This window comes from Cyanobium sp. BA5m-21, from assembly GCF_024346235.1.
Lineage (GTDB): Bacteria > Cyanobacteriota > Cyanobacteriia > PCC-6307 > Cyanobiaceae > Cyanobium_A > Cyanobium_A usitatum.
On record NZ_JAGQCO010000043.1, the window covers coordinates 1 to 17,713 of the forward strand.

The 17,713-nt window shown below is 65.7% G+C and carries 19 protein-coding genes, 1 tRNA gene and 1 pseudogene; 13 read left to right on the forward strand and 8 right to left on the reverse strand.

All coding sequences use genetic code 11. From position 1 onward, the window contains the following. Window positions 1-173, reverse strand: a pseudogene (locus KBY72_RS11470) (photosystem II D2 protein (photosystem q(a) protein)); the annotation flags it as partial. Between the two features lie 178 nt (window positions 174-351). On the opposite strand from KBY72_RS11470, the gene KBY72_RS11475 reads away from it, so the two are divergent. The 4 genes from KBY72_RS11475 to KBY72_RS11490 all read left to right on the forward strand — a co-directional run bounded on the left by KBY72_RS11475 (window position 352) and on the right by KBY72_RS11490 (window position 2,430). Beyond that, window positions 352-615 (forward strand): hypothetical protein, encoded by a 264-nt coding sequence (locus KBY72_RS11475; protein WP_254960821.1) that lies wholly within the window; start codon window positions 352-354, stop codon window positions 613-615. Between the two features lie 33 nt (window positions 616-648). Next, window positions 649-1,332 carry an ABC transporter ATP-binding protein gene (locus tag KBY72_RS11480; protein WP_254960819.1) on the forward strand — a complete coding sequence of 228 codons (684 nt, stop codon included), beginning with the start codon at window positions 649-651 and terminating at the stop codon, window positions 1,330-1,332. A 29-nt stretch (window positions 1,333-1,361) separates the two neighbouring features. Then, window positions 1,362-1,433: transfer RNA gene (locus KBY72_RS11485), tRNA-Asn, on the forward strand. 271 nt (window positions 1,434-1,704) lie between these two features. Further along, the gene (locus KBY72_RS11490) at window positions 1,705-2,430 is read left to right on the forward strand and encodes a response regulator transcription factor (RefSeq protein ID WP_254935582.1); all 726 of its coding nucleotides are present in this window, start codon (window positions 1,705-1,707) and stop codon (window positions 2,428-2,430) included. On the opposite strand, the gene KBY72_RS11495 is transcribed toward KBY72_RS11490, so the two are convergent. Genes KBY72_RS11495 through KBY72_RS11505 form a run of 3 tightly spaced genes read right to left on the reverse strand, consistent with a single transcriptional unit; the run spans window position 2,431 to window position 6,363 of the window. After that, window positions 2,431-3,381 carry a DNA polymerase III subunit delta' gene (locus KBY72_RS11495; protein WP_254960818.1) on the reverse strand — a complete coding sequence of 317 codons (951 nt, stop codon included), beginning with the start codon at window positions 3,379-3,381 and terminating at the stop codon, window positions 2,431-2,433. It lies immediately after the preceding gene. After that, window positions 3,378-4,058, reverse strand: a complete 681-nt coding sequence (tmk, locus tag KBY72_RS11500; protein ID WP_254960817.1) for a dTMP kinase — start codon at window positions 4,056-4,058, stop codon at window positions 3,378-3,380. The genes KBY72_RS11495 and tmk overlap by 4 nt, the downstream gene beginning before the upstream one ends. After that, window positions 4,048-6,363, reverse strand: coding sequence for a heavy metal translocating P-type ATPase (locus tag KBY72_RS11505; RefSeq protein ID WP_409995496.1), 2,316 nt, complete (start codon window positions 6,361-6,363; stop codon window positions 4,048-4,050). The genes tmk and KBY72_RS11505 overlap by 11 nt, the downstream gene beginning before the upstream one ends. Window positions 6,364-6,440: 77 nt before the next feature. Between KBY72_RS11505 and KBY72_RS11510 the strand changes: the two genes are divergently transcribed. Further along, complete coding sequence (locus tag KBY72_RS11510; RefSeq protein ID WP_254960815.1) at window positions 6,441-6,962, forward strand: photosystem I assembly protein Ycf3; 522 nt, start codon at window positions 6,441-6,443, stop codon at window positions 6,960-6,962. 6 nt (window positions 6,963-6,968) lie between these two features. Here the strand turns inward: KBY72_RS11510 and radA are convergent, their stop codons facing one another. Continuing rightward, on the reverse strand, window positions 6,969-8,438 hold the full coding sequence (radA, locus tag KBY72_RS11515) for a DNA repair protein RadA (protein ID WP_254960810.1): 1,470 nt from the start codon (window positions 8,436-8,438) through the stop codon (window positions 6,969-6,971). Between the two features lie 112 nt (window positions 8,439-8,550). Between radA and rpaB the strand changes: the two genes are divergently transcribed. The 5 genes from rpaB to KBY72_RS11540 all read left to right on the forward strand — a co-directional run bounded on the left by rpaB (window position 8,551) and on the right by KBY72_RS11540 (window position 13,347). After that, a complete protein-coding gene (gene rpaB / locus KBY72_RS11520; protein ID WP_254941379.1) occupies window positions 8,551-9,321 on the forward strand; it encodes a response regulator transcription factor RpaB in 771 nt (256 codons plus the stop codon). Beyond that, window positions 9,302-10,633 (forward strand): phosphate acyltransferase PlsX, encoded by a 1,332-nt coding sequence (gene plsX / locus KBY72_RS11525; RefSeq protein WP_254960809.1) that lies wholly within the window; start codon window positions 9,302-9,304, stop codon window positions 10,631-10,633. The genes rpaB and plsX overlap by 20 nt, the downstream gene beginning before the upstream one ends. Before the next feature lie 79 nt (window positions 10,634-10,712). Further along, the gene (locus KBY72_RS11530) at window positions 10,713-11,705 is read left to right on the forward strand and encodes a beta-ketoacyl-ACP synthase III (RefSeq protein ID WP_254960853.1); all 993 of its coding nucleotides are present in this window, start codon (window positions 10,713-10,715) and stop codon (window positions 11,703-11,705) included. 38 nt (window positions 11,706-11,743) lie between these two features. Next, a complete protein-coding gene (fabD, locus tag KBY72_RS11535; protein ID WP_254960807.1) occupies window positions 11,744-12,637 on the forward strand; it encodes an ACP S-malonyltransferase in 894 nt (297 codons plus the stop codon). Next, entirely contained in the window at window positions 12,634-13,347 is a 714-nt protein-coding gene (locus KBY72_RS11540) for a lysophospholipid acyltransferase family protein (protein ID WP_254960806.1), read from the forward strand. The genes fabD and KBY72_RS11540 overlap by 4 nt, the downstream gene beginning before the upstream one ends. Here the strand turns inward: KBY72_RS11540 and KBY72_RS11545 are convergent. From KBY72_RS11545 to KBY72_RS11555, 3 genes are read right to left on the reverse strand one after another with little or no spacing between them, the layout of a single operon-like run. After that, on the reverse strand, window positions 13,289-13,954 hold the full coding sequence (locus tag KBY72_RS11545; protein ID WP_254960804.1) for a YdcF family protein: 666 nt from the start codon (window positions 13,952-13,954) through the stop codon (window positions 13,289-13,291). The two genes, KBY72_RS11540 and KBY72_RS11545, sit on opposite strands and share 59 nt — an antisense overlap. Then, on the reverse strand, window positions 13,954-14,568 hold the full coding sequence (gene tsaB / locus KBY72_RS11550) for a tRNA (adenosine(37)-N6)-threonylcarbamoyltransferase complex dimerization subunit type 1 TsaB (RefSeq protein WP_254960803.1): 615 nt from the start codon (window positions 14,566-14,568) through the stop codon (window positions 13,954-13,956). The genes KBY72_RS11545 and tsaB overlap by 1 nt, the downstream gene beginning before the upstream one ends. Before the next feature lie 10 nt (window positions 14,569-14,578). Beyond that, on the reverse strand, window positions 14,579-14,830 hold the full coding sequence (locus tag KBY72_RS11555; RefSeq protein ID WP_254935639.1) for a Ycf34 family protein: 252 nt from the start codon (window positions 14,828-14,830) through the stop codon (window positions 14,579-14,581). Between the two features lie 28 nt (window positions 14,831-14,858). Between KBY72_RS11555 and KBY72_RS11560 the strand changes: the two genes are divergently transcribed. From KBY72_RS11560 to KBY72_RS11570, 3 genes are all read left to right on the forward strand, one after another. Continuing rightward, window positions 14,859-16,160 carry a CCA tRNA nucleotidyltransferase gene (locus tag KBY72_RS11560; protein ID WP_254993642.1) on the forward strand — a complete coding sequence of 434 codons (1,302 nt, stop codon included), beginning with the start codon at window positions 14,859-14,861 and terminating at the stop codon, window positions 16,158-16,160. Window positions 16,161-16,227: 67 nt separating this feature from the next. After that, entirely contained in the window at window positions 16,228-16,656 is a 429-nt protein-coding gene (locus KBY72_RS11565) for an RNA recognition motif domain-containing protein (RefSeq protein WP_106632655.1), read from the forward strand. Window positions 16,657-16,721: 65 nt separating this feature from the next. After that, on the forward strand, window positions 16,722-17,642 hold the full coding sequence (locus KBY72_RS11570; protein ID WP_254993643.1) for an alpha/beta fold hydrolase: 921 nt from the start codon (window positions 16,722-16,724) through the stop codon (window positions 17,640-17,642). Window positions 17,643-17,713 lie beyond the last annotated feature (71 nt).

The window sequence follows — 17,713 nt, forward strand, 5'->3', positions numbered from 1 at the left end:
TACCAGGAAGTGACAAAGGTGGTGCCGGTGAGCCAGCCACCCAGGGCCAGATAGGCCGTGGGGAACAGGAGCAGACCAGACCACCCCACAAATACGAAGCGGTCGCGCTTGAGCCAGTCATCGAGGATGTCGAACCATCCCCGCTGCGGCGCGCGGCCTAAGGCGATCGTCATGAGAGCGGCTTCATGAAGCGTTACATCGGAATACTACGGGTCACAACCGTCAGCTGCGCAAACCCACCGCAACGCTGAGCAGATTTACCTAGGGGCCGCCAGTTGCGTTTTGCCCAAGTCGCTTCTTGCACTATGGGGGACGGGATTCGCCACAGTGGGGCCAGCCCAACCCCCTTCCATGTACGTAATAGAGCTCTCCCTCAAGCTCAGCCCCATGCCTGTTGCCGTTCAGCGCAAGGAGTTGAACGATGCCCAGGTCCTCTACAACCAGGTGCGGCAGGTCCTCGAAGGCGATGGCCCCCGACTGCTGGAACTCACTTGCGAGAAGGAGGAGGAAAAGCGGATCACCTTGCTTTGCAGTGAAGTGGTTGCGGTGCAGCTGTACGAGAAATCAGCCACGGGTAGTGGCGGCAAGCGCCCCGGTTTCAGCTTCGACAGCTGAGCTGCCGCGGCATCGCGCTGGAGCCACCCGGTCATGACCCCTCCTCTCACCGTTGAGCGCCTGAGCTTCACCTGGCCCAATGGCCGTCCGGCCCTGAGTCACTGCAACCTGCAGATCCCGAGGCCAGGGCTATGGATGCTGGTGGGCACCAATGGCAGCGGCAAGAGCACTTTGCTGCGGTTGATCGCCGGCCTGCTGGAACCCCGCAGCGGCCGCATTCAAGCTGCCGGCAAGGCCGCACTCGTTTTTCAAAACCCAGACCATCAGCTGCTGCTGCCCAGCTGCGCCAGCGACCTGCAACTAGGCCTGCCAGCAGATTTAAGCGACGATGATCGGCGCTCGCGAGTGGCCGAATCCCTTGCCCAAGTGGGGTTAGGCGGTTTTGAGGAGCGGCCGATCCACACCCTCAGCGGCGGCCAGAAGCAGCGCTTGGCCATAGCCGGCGCCCTTGCCAGCGACGCCGATCTAGTGCTGCTGGATGAACCAACCGCCCTGTTAGACCCCGACAGCCAAAACGGGGTTTTGCAGTTGCTCTGGCAGCTCACCCACCTGCCCGCAGCCCCACTCACTGCCCTTTGGATCACCCACCGGCTTGAGGAGCTGCAGCACTGCGATGGCGCCGCCTTGATGGAGCACGGCTCCGTGGGGAGCTGGCAGAACGGACAGCAGCTAGCCCAGCGCTTGGCCCCCTTGCAGGGCGGCAGGGCCGAAGGGTAAGGTCTTCGAACCGGTTTGATCCGGCTTATTCCTCGGTAGCTCAGCGGTAGAGCGATCGACTGTTAATCGATTGGTCGCAGGTTCGAATCCCGCCCGGGGAGCTTATTCACCAAACCGCAGCCCTTGGGTTGCGGTTTTTTATTGCCCGCGCCGCAACAAAAAACCAGGAAGAAATCCTGAAGATCCGGCCAAAGATGACAGCGGCAGGGCTTGCCCCCACTGGCCTGAGTCAGGCGAACGGGCGCGATCAGCCCAAAAGAATCATTTCAGCAAACCTTCAATCAGCGGCCGGAGCTCACCCATCCGGGCAAAAACGGAGAAAATGCGCTGAAGTTCGCTCCGGCGGTAGCGATTGCTCCGCCACCTCATTCCATGAAGCCCTGCATCCTGCTGATCGAAGACGACAGCGACATGCGCGAGCTGGTGGCAGGCCACCTGGAGCATGGCGGCTTCGACGTACAGCGCGCCGAAGACGGCATCAAGGGCCAGGCCCTTGCTCTTCAATACAGCCCTGATCTGATCCTGCTGGATCTGATGTTGCCCAAGGTGGACGGCCTCACCCTCTGCCAGCGGCTACGGCGCGATGAGCGGACTGCCAAGATCCCGATCCTGATGCTCACGGCCCTCGGCAGCATCAAAGACAAGGTGAGCGGTTTCAATTCCGGCGCCGACGACTATCTCCCCAAGCCCTTCGATCTCGAGGAGCTGATGGTGCGGGTTAAGGCGCTGCTGCGCCGCAGCGACCATGCCCCCCTATCCACCAAGCACAACGAAATCCTCAGCTACGGCTGCATCACCTTGGTACCGGAGCGCTTTGAAGCCATCTGGTTTGACGAGCCGGTGCGCCTCACCCACCTGGAATTCGAACTGCTGCACTGCCTGCTGCAGCGCCACGGCCAAACCGTGGCCCCTTCCCTGATCCTCAAGGAGGTGTGGGGCTACGAACCTGACGACGACATCGAGACCATCAGGGTGCACGTGCGCCACCTACGCACCAAGCTCGAGCCCGATCCCCGTAAACCCCGCTTCATCAAAACGGTGTACGGCGCCGGCTACTGCCTGGAGCTACCCAGCGAACGCCAAGCCCAGGCCAGCTGATCAGATCCCGGCCAACTCCAGCAGGGCCACTTCCCAGGCCAGCCGCGGCTGCACGTAGGCGCGCAGCTGGCTGCGCAGGAGTTCCAGACGCTGGAGCTGGGCCACCGGGGCCTGCCGCCTCCATAACGCCAGCTGCCACCAGCCAAGCAGCCATAGCTGTTGTTCAGCATCAAGGGCCTCGGCCAGATCCCTTGCCAGAGCCAGGGCCTGGAGGGGCTCCGCAGCTGCTGCCAAATCCAGCAACCTTGCCGCCAGCCCCTCAGGCAGGGCTGCCCAGGCCTGGCGGCAACGCAGCAGGCCTCCCGGCGAACCCGCAGCCAACTCCAGCAGTTCAGCTGAATCGGCCGTTGGGGCGGGCTCACCGCAGCGCTCCAGCACGACCGCCAGCTGCTCGGAGCTGAGCCGGGTGAAGGGGATCTGCTGGCAGCGGGAGCGAATCGTGGTGAGCAGCTGCTCTGGCTTCGCCGCGATCAGGATCAACAGGCCCTCGCCGGGCTCCTCCAGGGTTTTGAGCAAGGCATTGGCTGCCCCCTCCGCCATCGCCTCGGCGTCCTCCAGCACCACCACACAACCCCTGGCTTCCACGGCCCGGCGGGATAAAAAGCGCGAAACGTCGCGAATCTGCTCAAGCCGCAGCTGGGGTGCAGCCCGCCGCGCCAAACCCAGCTCCTCGGCCTTGGAAGCCGGCACCAACTGGCCTTTGTCCTGATAGGTGGGCTCGACCCAGAGCAGATCCGGGTGGTTTCCCTCCTGCAGACGCCGGCGGATACCGGCATCGCCCTGAAGCCCTGCCAGCACACCCTCCAAAAAGCGCAACGCCGCCAACCGCCGCCCGACGCCATCTGGGCCGGCAAACAGATAGGCCGGCGCCAGCCGCCCCTTAACCAAGGAGGCCTCGAGCAGGGCTACGGCCCTGGTCTGACCAAGCAGGTCCTTAAACAGGGCCGTCATGGGGGCGAACCAGCCGCAAGCTCGGCCAGAAAGCCGCAGCAGGCTGCCGCCACCTGCTCCGGTGCCCCGGTGGCATCAACCCGCCGCCAGCCCCGCCCTGCGGCCAGGGCCGCAAAACCCTCGATAACCCGCTGCAGAAAAGCCTCACCGCTGGCCTCGATGCGGTCGGCAGTGCGCTCACCGCGGCGGCGCAGGGATTCGGCCAGGGGCAACTCCAGCCAAAGAGTGAGATCGGGGGCCAGGCCTCCCGTAGCAAGCTCCTCCAGCTGGGCGATACGGGCCAGGTCGAGGCCGCGGCCATAGCCCTGATAGGCCGCCGTAGAGCCGCTGTAGCGATCGCTCAGCACCCAATGGCCGGCCGCCAGAGCCGGCCGAATGCATTGCTCCACATGCTGGGCCCGATCGGCGGCGTAGAGCAGCAGCTCGGCCATTGGCTCCGGCGCCGCCTCACCTGGGGGGTGCAGAAGCAGCTGACGCAGGGCGGCCCCCAGGGCAGTGCCACCCGGCTCCCGGGTCACCAGCAGCTCGGCCCCGGGGGCCAGCAAGCCACTGGTGGGCAACCAGCGGCGTAGAGCCTCGATCTGGGTGCTCTTGCCACAGCCATCGATGCCCTCAAGCACCACGAACCTGCCTTGGGGAGCCACTGCCGACTCTGACACCTGGAAATCAGCTGTCATAGTCCCTCCCATCCTGCAACAACAGGGCATTTGCCACCACCGTGATCGAGCTAAGAGCCATCAGCAGGGCAGCCAGCGGCGGGGTGAGCAATAGCCCAAAGCCGGGCAGCAACACGCCGGCCGCCAAGGGCAGCACGATCAGGTTGTAACCAAAGGCCCAAGCAAGGTTTTGGCGCACCTTGGCCATGGTGCGGCGGGCCAGCAGCAGGGCCCGCACAATGCCGTCGAGCTGCTCGCCCATCACCACCAAATCGGCGCTGTCCTGGGCGATCTGGGTGCCCGTGCCAACGGCGATACCAAGGTCTGCCGCAGCCAGGGCTGGGGCGTCGTTAATGCCATCACCCACCATCGCCAGGGCGCCGTAGGCCGGATGCTTCAGGATGCGCTCCAGCTTCTGCTCGGGCCGCAGTTCCCAGGCCAGCTCGGCCTCAGCCAGACCAAGCCTGCGGCCCAGCTGCTGCACCGGCTCACGCCGATCACCACTAAGCAGGCCAAGCTCCAGATCCATGCCCCGCAAGGCTGCCAGCACCGCCGCCGCGTCCGGGCGGGGCTGATCATTGATTGCTACTAATCCGAGCAGGCCCAGCTGGTCGTCGGCCAAAGCCAGAACACTGGCCCCTTGACACTCGAGCAGAGCCTGGCGGGCAAGCAATTGGGCTGAGGGCGCCGGCTCCACCCAGGCCAGCCGTCCAACCCGCAACCTCCTGCCCTCAACCAAGCCCGCCACGCCTTCACCGGCTGTGGTGTGGGAATCACCCAGCTCAAACAGCGCCAGATCACGGCGTTGGGCTTCCTGCAGCAAGGCCTGGCCCAGGGGATGGCGACTGCCCGCTTCAAGACTGGCAGCCAGTTGCACCAGCCGATCGGCATCAAGATCAGCGAGGGGCTCCACCGCCGCCACCAAGGCACGCCCCAGGGTGAGGGTGCCGGTTTTATCGAACAGCACAGCCTGGAGCCGGGCAGCGGTTTCAATCGCATCACCACCGCGAAACAGCAAACCCTCCCGGGCCGCCCTACCGGTGCCCACCGTGATGGCGGTGGGGGTAGCTAGGCCCAGGGCGCAGGGGCAGGCCACCACCAACACCGCAATTGCTAATTGCAGGGCCAATGCAAAGGGGGTTTCGGCGCTGGTGCCGAGCACCCCATGGCCGGCGTGGCCCCCGGCATGACCGGCCGCATGGGGGGAGTTGAGCACCTGGGGCCAGATCTCGGTGCCTAGCAACCACCAAAAAAGCAGCGTCGCCACCGCTAAAGCCAGCACCACCAGGGTGAAACGCCCGGCGATCCGGTCCACGAGGGCCTGAATTGGCGCCTTGCGCGCCTGGGCCCGCTCCACCAAATGGATGATCCGGGCAATGGCGCTGTCGGCCCCACGGCGACTCACCTCCAGCACCAAGGGCGCTTCCAAATTGAGGCTGCCGGCAGCGAGCTCGCTGCCGGCAGCGGCCTGCAGCGGAAGCGGTTCGCCGGTAAGGCCTGAAACATCCACCGCCGAGCAGCCCTCCAGCACCACGCCATCAACTGGCACCCGGTCTCCGGGCAGCAACCTGACGCGGTCACCGGGGCGCAGGCCGCCAACCCGCACAGGACGTGACGGCCCATCGCCAAGCAGCAGCAGGGCGGTGTCAGGTTGGAGCTCAGCGAGCTGCTCGAGGGCACGGCCGGTGCGAAAGCGGGCCCGTTCCTCCAAAAAGCGGCCCAGCAGCACAAAGCCAAGCAGCATCACCGGCTCATTGAAAAAGCAAGGCCAGCCGGTTTGGGGCCAAAGGAAGGCCACCAAGCTGGCCCCATACGCACTGAATACCCCCAGCCCCACCAGGGTGTCCATGCTGGGCAAGCCGGCCAGAGCTCCCTGGATTCCCCGCACCAAAATTGGCCGCCCGGGCCCTGCCAAAGCTGCAGTGGCGACCAAGGCGTGAATCCAGAGGTCACCTAGCCCCGCCCCTGGCAGATGGCCGAGCACGGACACCAGCAGCAGTAGCAGGGCCACCACCAGCTGGCGCCACTGCTGCCACCAGCTGCGCGCCCGCAAGCGCTCCCGACGACTCGAAAACTCGATTTCAGTGGAGCGCAGTCGCGCCTGGAAACCCAGCTCTGCCAAGGCCTCAACCAGGTTCCCTTGATCCGCTTCCGCAGAGGCGAGATCGACCCAGGCAGTGCGGGTTAAGAGGTTGACGCTGGCCTGGCGCACCCCGGGCTGATCCAGCAGGCGCTGCTCCACGGCCCGCACGCAGCCACCGCACTTCATCCCCTCGATCTCCAGCAGGAGGGGCTCCAGCAGAGGCGGCTCCTGGAGCGAGTGCAAGGCCAAGCAGGTAAAGGAGTCGGCTCAGGCTAGGGACATCCGCCAGGATGGGCCCACGAAGTCCGCAGCCCGAGCCCGTGCCCCGCAGTCAGCGCAACGACAACTTCATCGATAAGAGCTTCACGGTGATGGCCGACTTGATCCTCAAGGTGCTGCCCACCAACCGTCGCGCCAAGGAGGCCTTCGCCTACTACCGCGACGGCATGAGCGCCCAGGCCGACGGCGAATACGCAGAAGCCCTTGAGAACTACGAGGAGGCGCTAACCCTCGAGGACGACCCCAACGACAAGGCTTTCATCCTCTACAACATGGGGTTGGTGTTTGCCTCAAACGGTGACCACGCCAAAGCGCTTGACTTATATGGCCAGGCCCTGGATCTCAACAGCAAGATGCCCCAGGCCCTCAACAACATTGCGGTGATTCACCACCACCTGGGCTCAATCGCCGAAGAGAGCGGCGATGCCGATGAAGCTGATCGCTGTTTCGATCAGGCAGCCGACTTCTGGGGCAAGGCGATCCGGCTGGCACCAAACAACTACATCGAAGCCCAGAACTGGCTCAAAACCAGTGGCCGTGGCAGCGTCGACGTGTATTTCTGAACCGGATTAACCCCGGTCGTCGGCCGGATTCACCCCCAGGGCGGCTACCAGCGCCTCAGCCACGCCACCGGCTTCAAGTAGCTGCAGACCAAACCCAGCGGCCGCCTTGGCCAGGCCCGTGCCCCTCGGCACCACCGCCCTGGTGAAGCCCAGCCGCGCCGCCTCCTGCAGCCGCAGCTCCAGCTGCCCCACGGGCCGCAGCTGGCCGCCCAGACCCAGCTCCCCCACCAGCACCGTGCCGGGCGGCAGGGTGAGATCGCGGTAGCTAGCCACCACCGCCGCGGCCACGCCGAGATCCGCCGCGGGCTCCTCCACCTCCAGCCCACCGGCCACCGCCAGGTAGCAGTCAAAGCGCGAAAGGGGCAGGCCCAGGTGCTTTTCGAGCACGGCCAAGATCTGGTGCAAGCGATTAACGGCGATGCCGGTGGCGCTGCGGCGCGGGCTGGCGTAACTGGTGGTGCTCACCAAAGCCTGCATTTCCACTACCAGGGGTCTGGTGCCCTCGCAGGCCACGATCGTGGCGGTGCCGGCGCTGGGTTCATCGCCGCCGAGAAATAGCTCGCTGGGGTTGGTCACCTCGGCCAGGCCCCGATCACGCATCTCGAAAACGCCCAGCTCATGGGTGGCGCCGAAGCGGTTTTTCACCGCCCGCAGCAGCCGGTGGCTCGCAAAGCGGTCGCCCTCAAAGGTCAGCACCGCATCAACCAGATGCTCGAGCACCTTCGGGCCCGCCAGGGCGCCCTCCTTGGTCACGTGGCCCACCAGCAGCAGGGCGGTGTCCTGGCGCTTGGCGATGCGGGCCAGGGCGGCGGCACATTCCCGCACCTGGGACACCGAACCAGGGGCGCTGCCCAGTTCGGCGTCATGGAGGGCCTGAATGGAGTCAATGATCGCCACCGCTGGCCGCAACGCCTCCAGCTCCTGCAGCACCAGCTCCAGATCGGTTTCAGCGAGCAGCTGAAAATCAGCCCCAGCTTTGGATTCGCCAGCTTCTGGTTGACCAGCTTCTGGTTGAGCAGGAGACGCCTCGGCCAGGCGACGCCAGCGCAGCTTCACCTGCTGGGCCGACTCCTCTGCACTCACGTAGAGCACCGACGCCCGACCCGCCATAGCGCGGGCGCTCTGCAGCAGCAGGGTGCTCTTACCAATTCCCGGGTCGCCGCCCACCAGCACCAGGGAGCCGGGCACCAGGCCACCGCCCAGCACCCGATCGAATTCGCCGTAGCCGCTGCTAAGCCGCTGCAAGGCCCGCTCGCCCACCGCTTGGATCGGCTCGGAGCGTCGCGGCTGGCCGGCGACAACGGCTTCAGCGGCAGCAGCCTCGGCCACCGGCCGCCGGCGCCGACTGTCGGCCGCCGGAGCAGCTTTTTGCTCCACCAAGGTGTTCCAGCTACCGCAGCTGGCGCACTTGCCAAAAAACTGGCGGGCCTGGGCTCCGCAGCTAGTGCAAACAAAAAAAGTGCTGGGCTTGGCCACGAACTAAGGGCTGAGGAGAGAGGGCTGTATGAAGAAAGGTGGCATTGAATAAATTTCGCCCCCTCCCGCCTTTTCAGTGGGGGCTACCTGATGTAGCAGCCCGGCTGCAGTGATGACGGCATCCGCCCCAACCACCACCCTCGGGAACAATCACGGCAAGGAAATAATCCTTGTCGTCGACGACGAAGCCAGCATCCGGCGGATCCTGGAGACCCGGCTATCGATGATCGGTTATCAGGTGATCACAGCCTGCGACGGCATCGAGGCCCTGGAATTGTTCAAGACCACTCAGCCGGATCTGGTGGTACTCGACGTGATGATGCCGAAGCTTGACGGCTATGGCGTCTGCCAGGAGCTCCGCAAGGAATCGGATGTGCCGATCGTCATGCTCACCGCCCTAGGCGATGTGGCAGATCGGATCACCGGCCTCGAGCTCGGCGCCGACGACTACGTGGTGAAACCCTTCAGCCCCAAGGAGCTGGAAGCCCGCATCCGCTGCGTGCTGCGCCGGGTGGAGAAGGAGTCCATCGCCGGTTCTCCCAATTCCGGGGTGATCACGGTGGGCGAACTGCGCATCGACACCAACAAGCGTCAGGTGTATCGAGGTGATGAGCGCATCCGCCTCACCGGCATGGAGTTCAGCCTGCTGGAGCTGCTGGTGAGCCGCAGCGGCGAACCCTTCAGCCGGGGTGAAATTCTCAAGGATGTGTGGGGCTACACCCCGGAGCGTCACGTGGATACCCGGGTGGTGGATGTCCACATTTCCCGTCTGCGCTCCAAACTGGAGGATGATCCTGCCAACCCCGAGTTGATCCTCACAGCTCGCGGCACCGGTTATTTGTTCCAACGCATCGTTGACGCCGTTGCCTCCGAAGGGACCTGAAAAGCGCGCCAAGCCCAGCCGGGCCATCCGCCGGCTGGTGATCTGGTATCGCCGCAACGCGGCGGTAACCAGCCTGGTGGATAGCGCCACTTCTGCCGCCAGCTCCGCCGCCAACACTGCTGGCAATGTGGCTGGCACCGCCACCAGCGTGGCCGGCAACATGGCCAACACGGTGCTGCAGCCGCTGGTGTTCGACCCCCTACGCCGCCTGCAACGGGGCCTGGGCGGACCGGGCGAAGACACTCCGATCAACGACTCCGACCGCCTCTGGGTAGCGGTGGATGGCATGGGTGGGGACCACGCCCCTGGGCCAATTCTGGAGGGCTGCCTGCGGGCCGTGGAATTGTTGCCCCTGCGGGTGCGTTTCGTGGCCGAAACGGCCCTGCTACAGGCCGCCGTGACCGCCATGGGCCTCCAGGACGAACTCAACGAAGCCGTGGCTCGCGGCCTGATCGAGCTTGTGGCCAGCGGCCCCTCGGTGGGCATGAACGAAGAGGCCACGGTGGTGCGCAAGAAGCGCGACGCCAGCATCAACAAGGCCATGGATCTGGTGAAGCAGGGCGAGGCCACGGCGGTCTATTCCGCTGGCAACTCCGGCGCCGTGATGGCTGCGGCGATATTCCGGCTGGGCAGACTCAAGAGCATCGATCGCCCAGCCATCGGCGCCCTATTCCCCACCAAAGACACAGAACAGCAGGTACTGGTGCTCGATGTGGGCGCCAACATGGATTGCAAGCCCGCCTACCTGCACCAGTGGGCGCTGCTTGGACACATCTACAGCCGTGATGTGTTGCAGGTGGCCCAGCCCCGCATCGGCCTGGTGAATATCGGCGAAGAGGAGTGCAAGGGCAACGAGCTCTGCCTGCGCACCTACTCCCTGCTGGCAGAAGAAGAGCGCTTCACCTTCGCCGGCAACTGCGAAGGGCGCGACATCCTCTCGGGCCAGTTCGACGTGGTGGTGTGCGACGGCTTCACCGGCAACGTGCTGTTGAAGTTCCTGGAATCCGTGGGCAGCGTGCTGCTGGATGTGATCAAAGAGGAACTGCCCAGGGGCCGCCGCGGCAAGGTGGGCTCGGCCTTCCTGATCAACAACCTGCGCCGCATTAAAAAACGCCTCGACCATGCCGAACATGGCGGCGCCCTACTGCTCGGGGTTAATGGGGTATGCGTAATCGGCCATGGCAGCAGCAAGGCTCTCTCGGTGCTCAGCGCCCTGCGCCTGGCCCACTCCGCCGCCAGCCACGGTGTGATGGCCAACCTCCACGCCCTCAGCGAAGCGGGCAGCCCCGAAGCGCCAGTCGCCTGTGATTGACTGAGCCAACTGTGAACCTTTCCCGGTGTCGCTCGGCGGAGTCAACACACCAGAACTAAATGCAACGGGCCTGCTGGGCATGGCCTTAGTTGGATGCGGCAGCGCAGTGCCAGCCGCCAGCATCACCAATCAGCAACTCAGCGAGAGGGTTGACACCAATGACGAGTGGATCCGCACCCGCACTGGCATTGGCGCCCGCCGGATCGCAGGCCCCAGCGAATCCCTCACCTGCCTAGCCAGCCGCGCCGCCCAGGCCGCCCTCGACCATGCCGGCTGGAGCCCAGACGATGTCGACCTGATCCTGCTGGCCACCTCAAGCCCCGACGATTTATTCGGCACGGCGCCGCAGGTGCAGGGGGCCTTAGGCGCCAGACGCGCGGTGGCCTTCGATCTCACCGCCGCCTGCAGCGGCTTTCTGTTTGCCTTGATCACCGCCAGCCAGTATTTGGGCAGCGGAGCCATGAAGCGGGCTCTGGTGATCGGCGCCGATCAGCTCAGTCGCTGGGTCGACTGGGACGACCGCAGCACCTGCGTGCTGTTTGGCGATGGTGCCGGCGCCGTGGCAGTGGAGGCTTGCGGAGCGAAAGACAACGGCCTACTGGGTTTCCGGATGCGCTCCGACGGCAGCCGCAACGGCTGCCTAACTCTTGCCCAGCTGGATAAACACGCACCCCTGCTCGGGGAGCTCACGGCCCAGCGGGGCGGCTTTGCCCCGATCCAGATGAACGGCCAAGAGGTCTACAAATTTGCGGTGCGAGAGGTGCCGGCAATCCTCAGCGAGTTGCTGGAAGCCACCGGCACCGCCCCCGAGCAACTCGACTGGCTGCTGCTGCACCAGGCCAACCAGCGCATCCTCGACGCCGTTGCCGACCGCTTCGCCATAGACCACAGCCAGGTGCTGAGCAACCTGGCCCTCTACGGCAACACCTCGGCCGCCACGATTCCATTAATGCTCGATGAAGCCGTCAAGGACGGCCGGGTGCAGCCTGGCCATCTGCTGGCCAGCAGCGGCTTTGGCGCCGGCCTTAGCTGGGGTGCGGCTCTCCTGCGCTGGCAGGGCCCCACCGACTGAGACCTAATCTCCTGCCGACTTAGTTAGAGGGTGAAGGCATGGGCATTGCCTGGGTGTTTCCTGGCCAGGGCTCGCAGAAAGTGGGCATGGCAGAGCCGGTGCTGCAGCTGCCTGGCGCCCGGGAGCGTTTCGAGCAAGCCTCAGCCCTGCTGGGCCGGGACCTGCTGGCGATCTGCTCAGGCACGGGGGGTGGCGGCGACTTAAGCGATCTCAACGACACCCGCAACACCCAACCGGCCCTATTTGTGATTGAAAGCCTGCTGGCAGAAGCCCTGCAGGCCCAGGGACGGATGCCCCATCTAGTAGCTGGCCACAGCCTGGGCGAGCTGGTCGCCTTGCATGTGGCGGGGGTGTTCGACGTCGCCACCGGTCTGCAGCTGATGAAAAGCCGCAGCACCTTGATGGCCGCTGCCGGCGGCGGTGCCATGACGGCGGTGATGGGCTTCGAGCGGAGCGAACTGGATGACCTGGTGGCAGCCACCGAAGGGGTGGTTGTTGCCAACGACAACAGCGACGCCCAGGTGGTGCTCTCCGGAAGCGCCGAGGCGGTGGCAGCCGTCAGCAGCAGCTTGAAGTGCAAACGGGCGATTCCCTTGGCCGTTAGCGGTGCCTTCCACTCCCCCTTCATGGCGGCAGCAGCCACCGCCTTTGCCACCGAGCTGGAATCGGTGGCCTTCGCCGATGCGGCGATCCCCGTGCTCAGCAATACCGATCCCAGCCCCGAAACCAACGCCGCCGCGCTCAAGGCCCGCCTTGTGCGTCAGATGACCACCGGCGTGCGCTGGCGTGAAACCATGGCGCAGTTCGGGGCTCTGGGCATCGATATCGTTGTGGAGATTGGACCTGGAGCCGTGCTCAGCGGCCTAATCAAACGCAGCTGCCCGGGCATCCAAACCGCCCAGATCAGCAGCGCCGCCGACCTGGCCCTATGAGCCAATCAAGCCAGCCGCCGGCCCTGATCCGCACACCGCCGCCGAGCCTCACCTACCGGCTGATCAGCTGTCTGCTGGTGTTTCCGATTTACCGCTTGTTGTTTCGCGGCCGCACCGCTGGCAATGGCAACGTGCCAAGGCAAGGGGCTTTGGTGGTGGTGGCGAACCACGGCTCCCACCTTGACCCACCCCTACTGGGCCACGCCCTTGGCCGGCCAGTGGCCTTCATGGCCAAGGCAGAGCTGTTCAGGGTGCCGATACTCGGCGCCATCATCCGGGCCTGCGGCGCCTACCCGGTGTCCCGAGGTGCCAGCGACCGCGAGGCCATCCGCACCGCCACCAACCGCCTGCTCGAGGGTTGGGCCACCGGCGTATTCATCGACGGCACCCGCCAGAGCAATGGCCGGGTGAATGATCCCCAGGCTGGCGCCGCCCTGCTGGCGGCCCGAGCCGGCGTGCCCCTGCTGCCAGTGGCGATCATCAACAGCCACCGGGCCCTGGGGCCTGGGCAAGCGGGGGCACGGCTACTGCCCATTCACATCCGCATTGGCACGCCAATTGCACCACCCGCCTCACGGCGGAGAGCCGACCTCGACGTCGCCACGGCCGCCTGTCAGGCCCAGATCAATGCTCTGCTCGACCAGGGTTTGATCAATGGCCGCCAGCTGGGCCCAGCTGGCCAGGCAGGCGAGCTGCCGCCCAGTCCTTGAGGTCTCTGCCACTCAGCACCCACAAGGCAGCCCGGAGTCCATCGCCCCACACCTTGCGCCGCCCCTCCGGCTGACATTTATCACCACAGGAAACCGGCACCGGAGTGAGGTGGATGCCGCGGCTGCCGGCCACGATCCTTCCCACCAGCAGAGCCCGGTCCATGTGGTCACTGCTGGTGACTAGCAGGGCGTGGCGGATGCGGGCTTGGCGCAGATCGTCCACCAGGGAGGTGAAATTGGAAAGGGTGTCGCGAGCTCGGTAGTCGAGCTGCACCTGGTGGGATGGCAAGCCCTGGCGTTGCTCAAACAACCAATGAGCATATTCAGGATTACTGCCGCCACTGACCACCACCGGCAATCCCCGGCGGGCCGCCAAAGCCGCCGCCTCCCGCTCCCGCGCCAGATCGCCGCCCAGCACCAGGATCATCTGGGCTGGCGGGGGCGCCGGCCACCACCAACCGCGCGACAGCCAAAGAAAACCACCAGCCAGCAGCAGCGCCACCAGCCCCCAGGGGCTGGGGCGAGGCCGGCGAGAGCGCCGCTTGCGGGAGCGCCCCTGAACACGGCGAAGGGGAGGGCGCTGCAGCGGATCGGGTTGGGACACCATCAGAGCCCCGCAACCGGCGAAGTGGGGTAGGAGGGCAACACGGGCTGCCAGGGAGCTGCCAGGCCCTGATCTGCCGCCTGCACGCTTAGCTCAAGCAATTGCTCAACGTCGTTGGGCAGCAGGGCCGCGGCGGACAGCTGGGGACCCGGCGGCAAGGGCGTATCTGGGGCAAACAGCCGGGGCGCCTGCAACTCGATGATGGCGCGATCTGGGCCAGCAGGGGCATAAAGCCCAGCCACCACGCCGCGGCGCGGCAGCTCCTGCACCAACCAGGTTGGCTCGCCAATCCCCAGCCGCCGGGCCACCAGCAAAAAGCTGCCCACGCCGTCGAGGGGCAACTGCAACTGCTGGGCCAAGGTGCGGGCCAGCACCACCGTGAGCCGGGTGCCGGTGAACCCGCCTGGACCAGTGGCCACCGCCAGGCGGCTGAGCTGGGGCCACTGCTCAGCTGGCAATAGTTGTTCAATGCAGCTGAACAGCTGGTTGGAGAGCTCGCGGCCGAGAGGAAAGGCGCGCACCACAGTGCGGCCCGCCAGAGCGCTTGGCCCGTCAAGCCAGCGAACTCCTACACCGAGCACCTTACTGGAGCTGTGCAAGGCCAAAACGGCAGCCATCAGCTTGTCCTCATCGCGGCAGGGCTGCGCCTGGGCAGAGACGCTGCCAGCGGCCCACATCCCGCTGAAAACTGCCGCAGGCGCGCACGTCCCACTCCACTCCCACCCCACCTGCGGGAAGATCCTGCACCTGCACGTGAATGCGTGGCTCGGTCGGGCTGAGATCGGGCTCCAGGCAGAGGTGGGGCGCACCGTGCTGACGCTCCACCGCGTGGTAAGCCTGACAGCGGTCGACCCAGTGGCAATCCACGCAGATGCACATGCTGCCCAGGCGGAGCCAGGGACCCATTGTGACGGCTCACCGCCCCACTGGCGAGGTGGCAGAAGAGCTGTGGCAGCGCCTGCTGGCCGAGCCCTGGCCCCTTCCCCGAGAAGCCCTGCCACCTGGCACGGCCCTGGTGGGCGGCGCCGTGCGCGATGGTCTGCTGGGGGGCCTGGAGCGCCAGCCGGACCTGGACGTAGTGGTGCCTGGAGATGCCCTAGCCCTGGCCCGCCAGCTGGCCAGGGACCATGGCGGCACCTGCGTGGTGCTGGATGCGGAGCGCAGCATCGCCCGGCTGGTGCTGGGGGGCTGGAGCCTCGACCTGGCCCGCCAGGAAGGTTCAAGCCTGGAAGCAGACCTGAGGCGCCGCGACTACACAATCAACGCCATCGCCCTGCCCGTGCCCGCCGCCGGCGCCGCCGCGGCAGCCCTGGTGGACCCCACCGGCGGTCTCAATCACCTGGGCAGCCGTCAGCTGGTGGCGGTGAGCGAAGCAAATCTGCTCGCCGACCCCCTGCGCCTGCTGCGAGGCATCCGCCTGGCCTGCTGCCTGAACTTTGAACTAGACCCCACCAGCCGCCGCTGGATTGAATCCCATGCCAGCCAGCTCGCCCAGGTAGCCGGCGAACGGGTGCTGGCGGAGCTGGAGAAATTGGCCTGCGCTGCCTACGGAGAAACGGGCCTGGCCCTGGCCCTGGAATGCGGCCTACTAGGGAGTTGGGGCGCCGATGCCACTATCAGCGGTACAACTGAGACGGGTGCCGCCGCCCTAAGCGCACTGGGCCTGAATCAAGCCCAGGATCGGGGCCTGGAAGCCGAAGAAATCTCTTGGGCCCTGCCTCTTGCGCGCCTAACTGCCCTGCTGACACCTGAAGCCCTGGCCGGCCTGCGCAGCAGCCGCAGGCTGCAGCAACGCAGCCGGGCCCTGCGCCACTGGCGCCAGGAGCTGGGCTCAGTGGGTGGCTGGGATGGGCTACCGGAGGCTGGACGCCTGGCCCTATGCAGCGCGTTGGAGGCCGATCTGCCCGCCCTGCTACTGCTGCTCCCCCAGTCGGGGGCGGGCCTACTGGAGCGCTGGCGCCTGCCAAGCGACCCCCTGTTCCATCCAGCGCCGCCCCTAGATGGCCTCAGCCTGCAGCAGGAGCTGGCGATTCCCCCAGGCCGCCTGCTGGGGCGCCTGCTCGCACACCTGACCCTCGAGCGAGCTTTCGGGCGCCTGGTTGCAGGGCCCGAGGCCCATGCTGATGCCCGCGCAGAAGTGCTGGCGGCGGCACAAAGCTGGTGGCAGCAACACGCACGGGAGGGAAGCGAGGACCGGCGGCGTGATTAACTTTCTGATGTAAAGGCGCTTCGAGAGGCTTCTCCTCGCCTGCAGAAAGTTTTCTTCCCCCTTCCCCATGAGCATTCGCCTCTACGTCGGCAACCTGCCGCAGACCTTTGATGCCAAGGAGCTCGAGGCTCTGTTCAGTGCCGTGGGTGAAGGAGTGCGTTTCAAGGCCGTCAACGACCGCGACACCGGCGCTTGCCGCGGCTTCGGCTTTGCAAATGTCGAAGATCAAAAGACTGCCGAAACCGTGATCGAGCAGCTCAACGGCAAGGATTTCGGTGGCAATGCCATGCGCATCGAAATCTCTGAGCGCAAGGACAGCCGCAGCCCTGCCCCCGGCGAGCGTCGCCCCGGCGGCGCGGCTCCCACCGCTGCCCGCAAGGCCGTCAACAAGGTTGTGCACGCCGACAACGTCGATAGCGAAGCTCCCGATCCCCGCTGGGCCGGCGAACTGGCCAAGCTCAAGGACCTGCTGGCTAATCAGAAGGCTGCTGTCTGAGCCAAGCACTTACTGATACGGATCCGATCCCCAGCGACTGGAACTGGCAGGGACATCGGATCCACTTGCTTGCAGCGGGCTCGCCGAGCAGCACCGACCGGGTTGTGCTTATCCATGGCTTTGGGGCGTCTGTGGGCCATTGGCGCCACAACCTGCCGGCCCTCGCTCCCCATGCCCGGGTGATCGCCCTCGACCTGCTGGGCTTTGGCGCCAGCGATAAGCCTGTTTCGCGATTAGCTCAAGAGCCGCCAAGGCAGGGCGCTGTTCAGTACTGCTTCGACCTCTGGGGCCGCCAGGTAGCCGACGCGGTGAGGCAATTGCTTCTGGCCGAACCTGGCAGCGGCCCAGCCCAGCCCCGCGTGCACCTGGTGGGCAACTCGATCGGCGCGATGGTGGCCCTCACCGCCGCCAGGCTGCTACTGGCAGAGGGTTTCCCACCCTTTCAGGTGATCTTGATCGACTGCGCCCAGCGCACCCTCGACGACAAGCGGGCGGCCCAGCTGCCGGGCTGGGAACGGGCCAGTCGCCCCCTGGTGAAGCAGCTGGTGCGGCAGCGCTGGGTAATCGCACCCCTGTTTCGCCTACTGGCTCAGCCGGCCTTCATTCGCAGCGTGCTGGCGCGGGCCTACCCGAGTGGTGCCCACATCGACGACGAGCTGGTAGCCCTGCTGCACCGACCCAGCACCGATCCAGGTGCCACGGAAAGTTTTCGCGGCTTCGTCAACCTGTTTAACGACCACCTAGCCCCCGAGCTGCTGGCCGATCTAAGCGCCGCCACCCCGCCGCTGCCGGTGCGCATGATCTGGGGGGAAGCTGATCCCTGGGAGGATCCAGCCGAGGCACGCCGCTGGGCAGAGCAATACTCATGTATTCATGATCTACGCGTGCTGCCGGGGCTTGGACACTGCCCCCACGACGAAGCACCTGAGCTGGTGAATTCAATTCTGCTGGAGTGGATTGAAGGCGGCGCTACTCAGCGCACCTGAGCGACCAAATAGGAAAAAGGTAGATCGAATAGCTTGCCAGCCCTAGGCACAAAGGCTCGCTTGTTAAAAAC

Bases quoted from the DNA above. Each gene is read 5' to 3' on its own strand.
- KBY72_RS11545 (WP_254960804.1), bottom strand. From the start codon at position 13,954: ATGGTGTCCCAACCCGATCCGCTGCAGCGCCCTCCCCTTCGCCGTGTT.
- KBY72_RS11490 (WP_254935582.1), top strand. From the start codon at position 1,705: ATGAAGCCCTGCATCCTGCTGATCGAAGACGACAGCGACATGCGCGAG.
- KBY72_RS11475 (WP_254960821.1), top strand. From the start codon at position 352: ATGTACGTAATAGAGCTCTCCCTCAAGCTCAGCCCCATGCCTGTTGCC.
- rpaB (WP_254941379.1), top strand. From the start codon at position 8,551: ATGACGGCATCCGCCCCAACCACCACCCTCGGGAACAATCACGGCAAG.
- KBY72_RS11495 (WP_254960818.1), bottom strand. From the start codon at position 3,381: ATGACGGCCCTGTTTAAGGACCTGCTTGGTCAGACCAGGGCCGTAGCC.
- tsaB (WP_254960803.1), bottom strand. From the start codon at position 14,568: ATGGCTGCCGTTTTGGCCTTGCACAGCTCCAGTAAGGTGCTCGGTGTA.
- KBY72_RS11480 (WP_254960819.1), top strand. From the start codon at position 649: ATGACCCCTCCTCTCACCGTTGAGCGCCTGAGCTTCACCTGGCCCAAT.
- KBY72_RS11540 (WP_254960806.1), top strand. From the start codon at position 12,634: ATGAGCCAATCAAGCCAGCCGCCGGCCCTGATCCGCACACCGCCGCCG.
- KBY72_RS11530 (WP_254960853.1), top strand. From the start codon at position 10,713: ATGGCCTTAGTTGGATGCGGCAGCGCAGTGCCAGCCGCCAGCATCACC.
- fabD (WP_254960807.1), top strand. From the start codon at position 11,744: ATGGGCATTGCCTGGGTGTTTCCTGGCCAGGGCTCGCAGAAAGTGGGC.
- KBY72_RS11565 (WP_106632655.1), top strand. From the start codon at position 16,228: ATGAGCATTCGCCTCTACGTCGGCAACCTGCCGCAGACCTTTGATGCC.
- tmk (WP_254960817.1), bottom strand. From the start codon at position 4,058: ATGACAGCTGATTTCCAGGTGTCAGAGTCGGCAGTGGCTCCCCAAGGC.
- KBY72_RS11555 (WP_254935639.1), bottom strand. From the start codon at position 14,830: ATGTGCATCTGCGTGGATTGCCACTGGGTCGACCGCTGTCAGGCTTAC.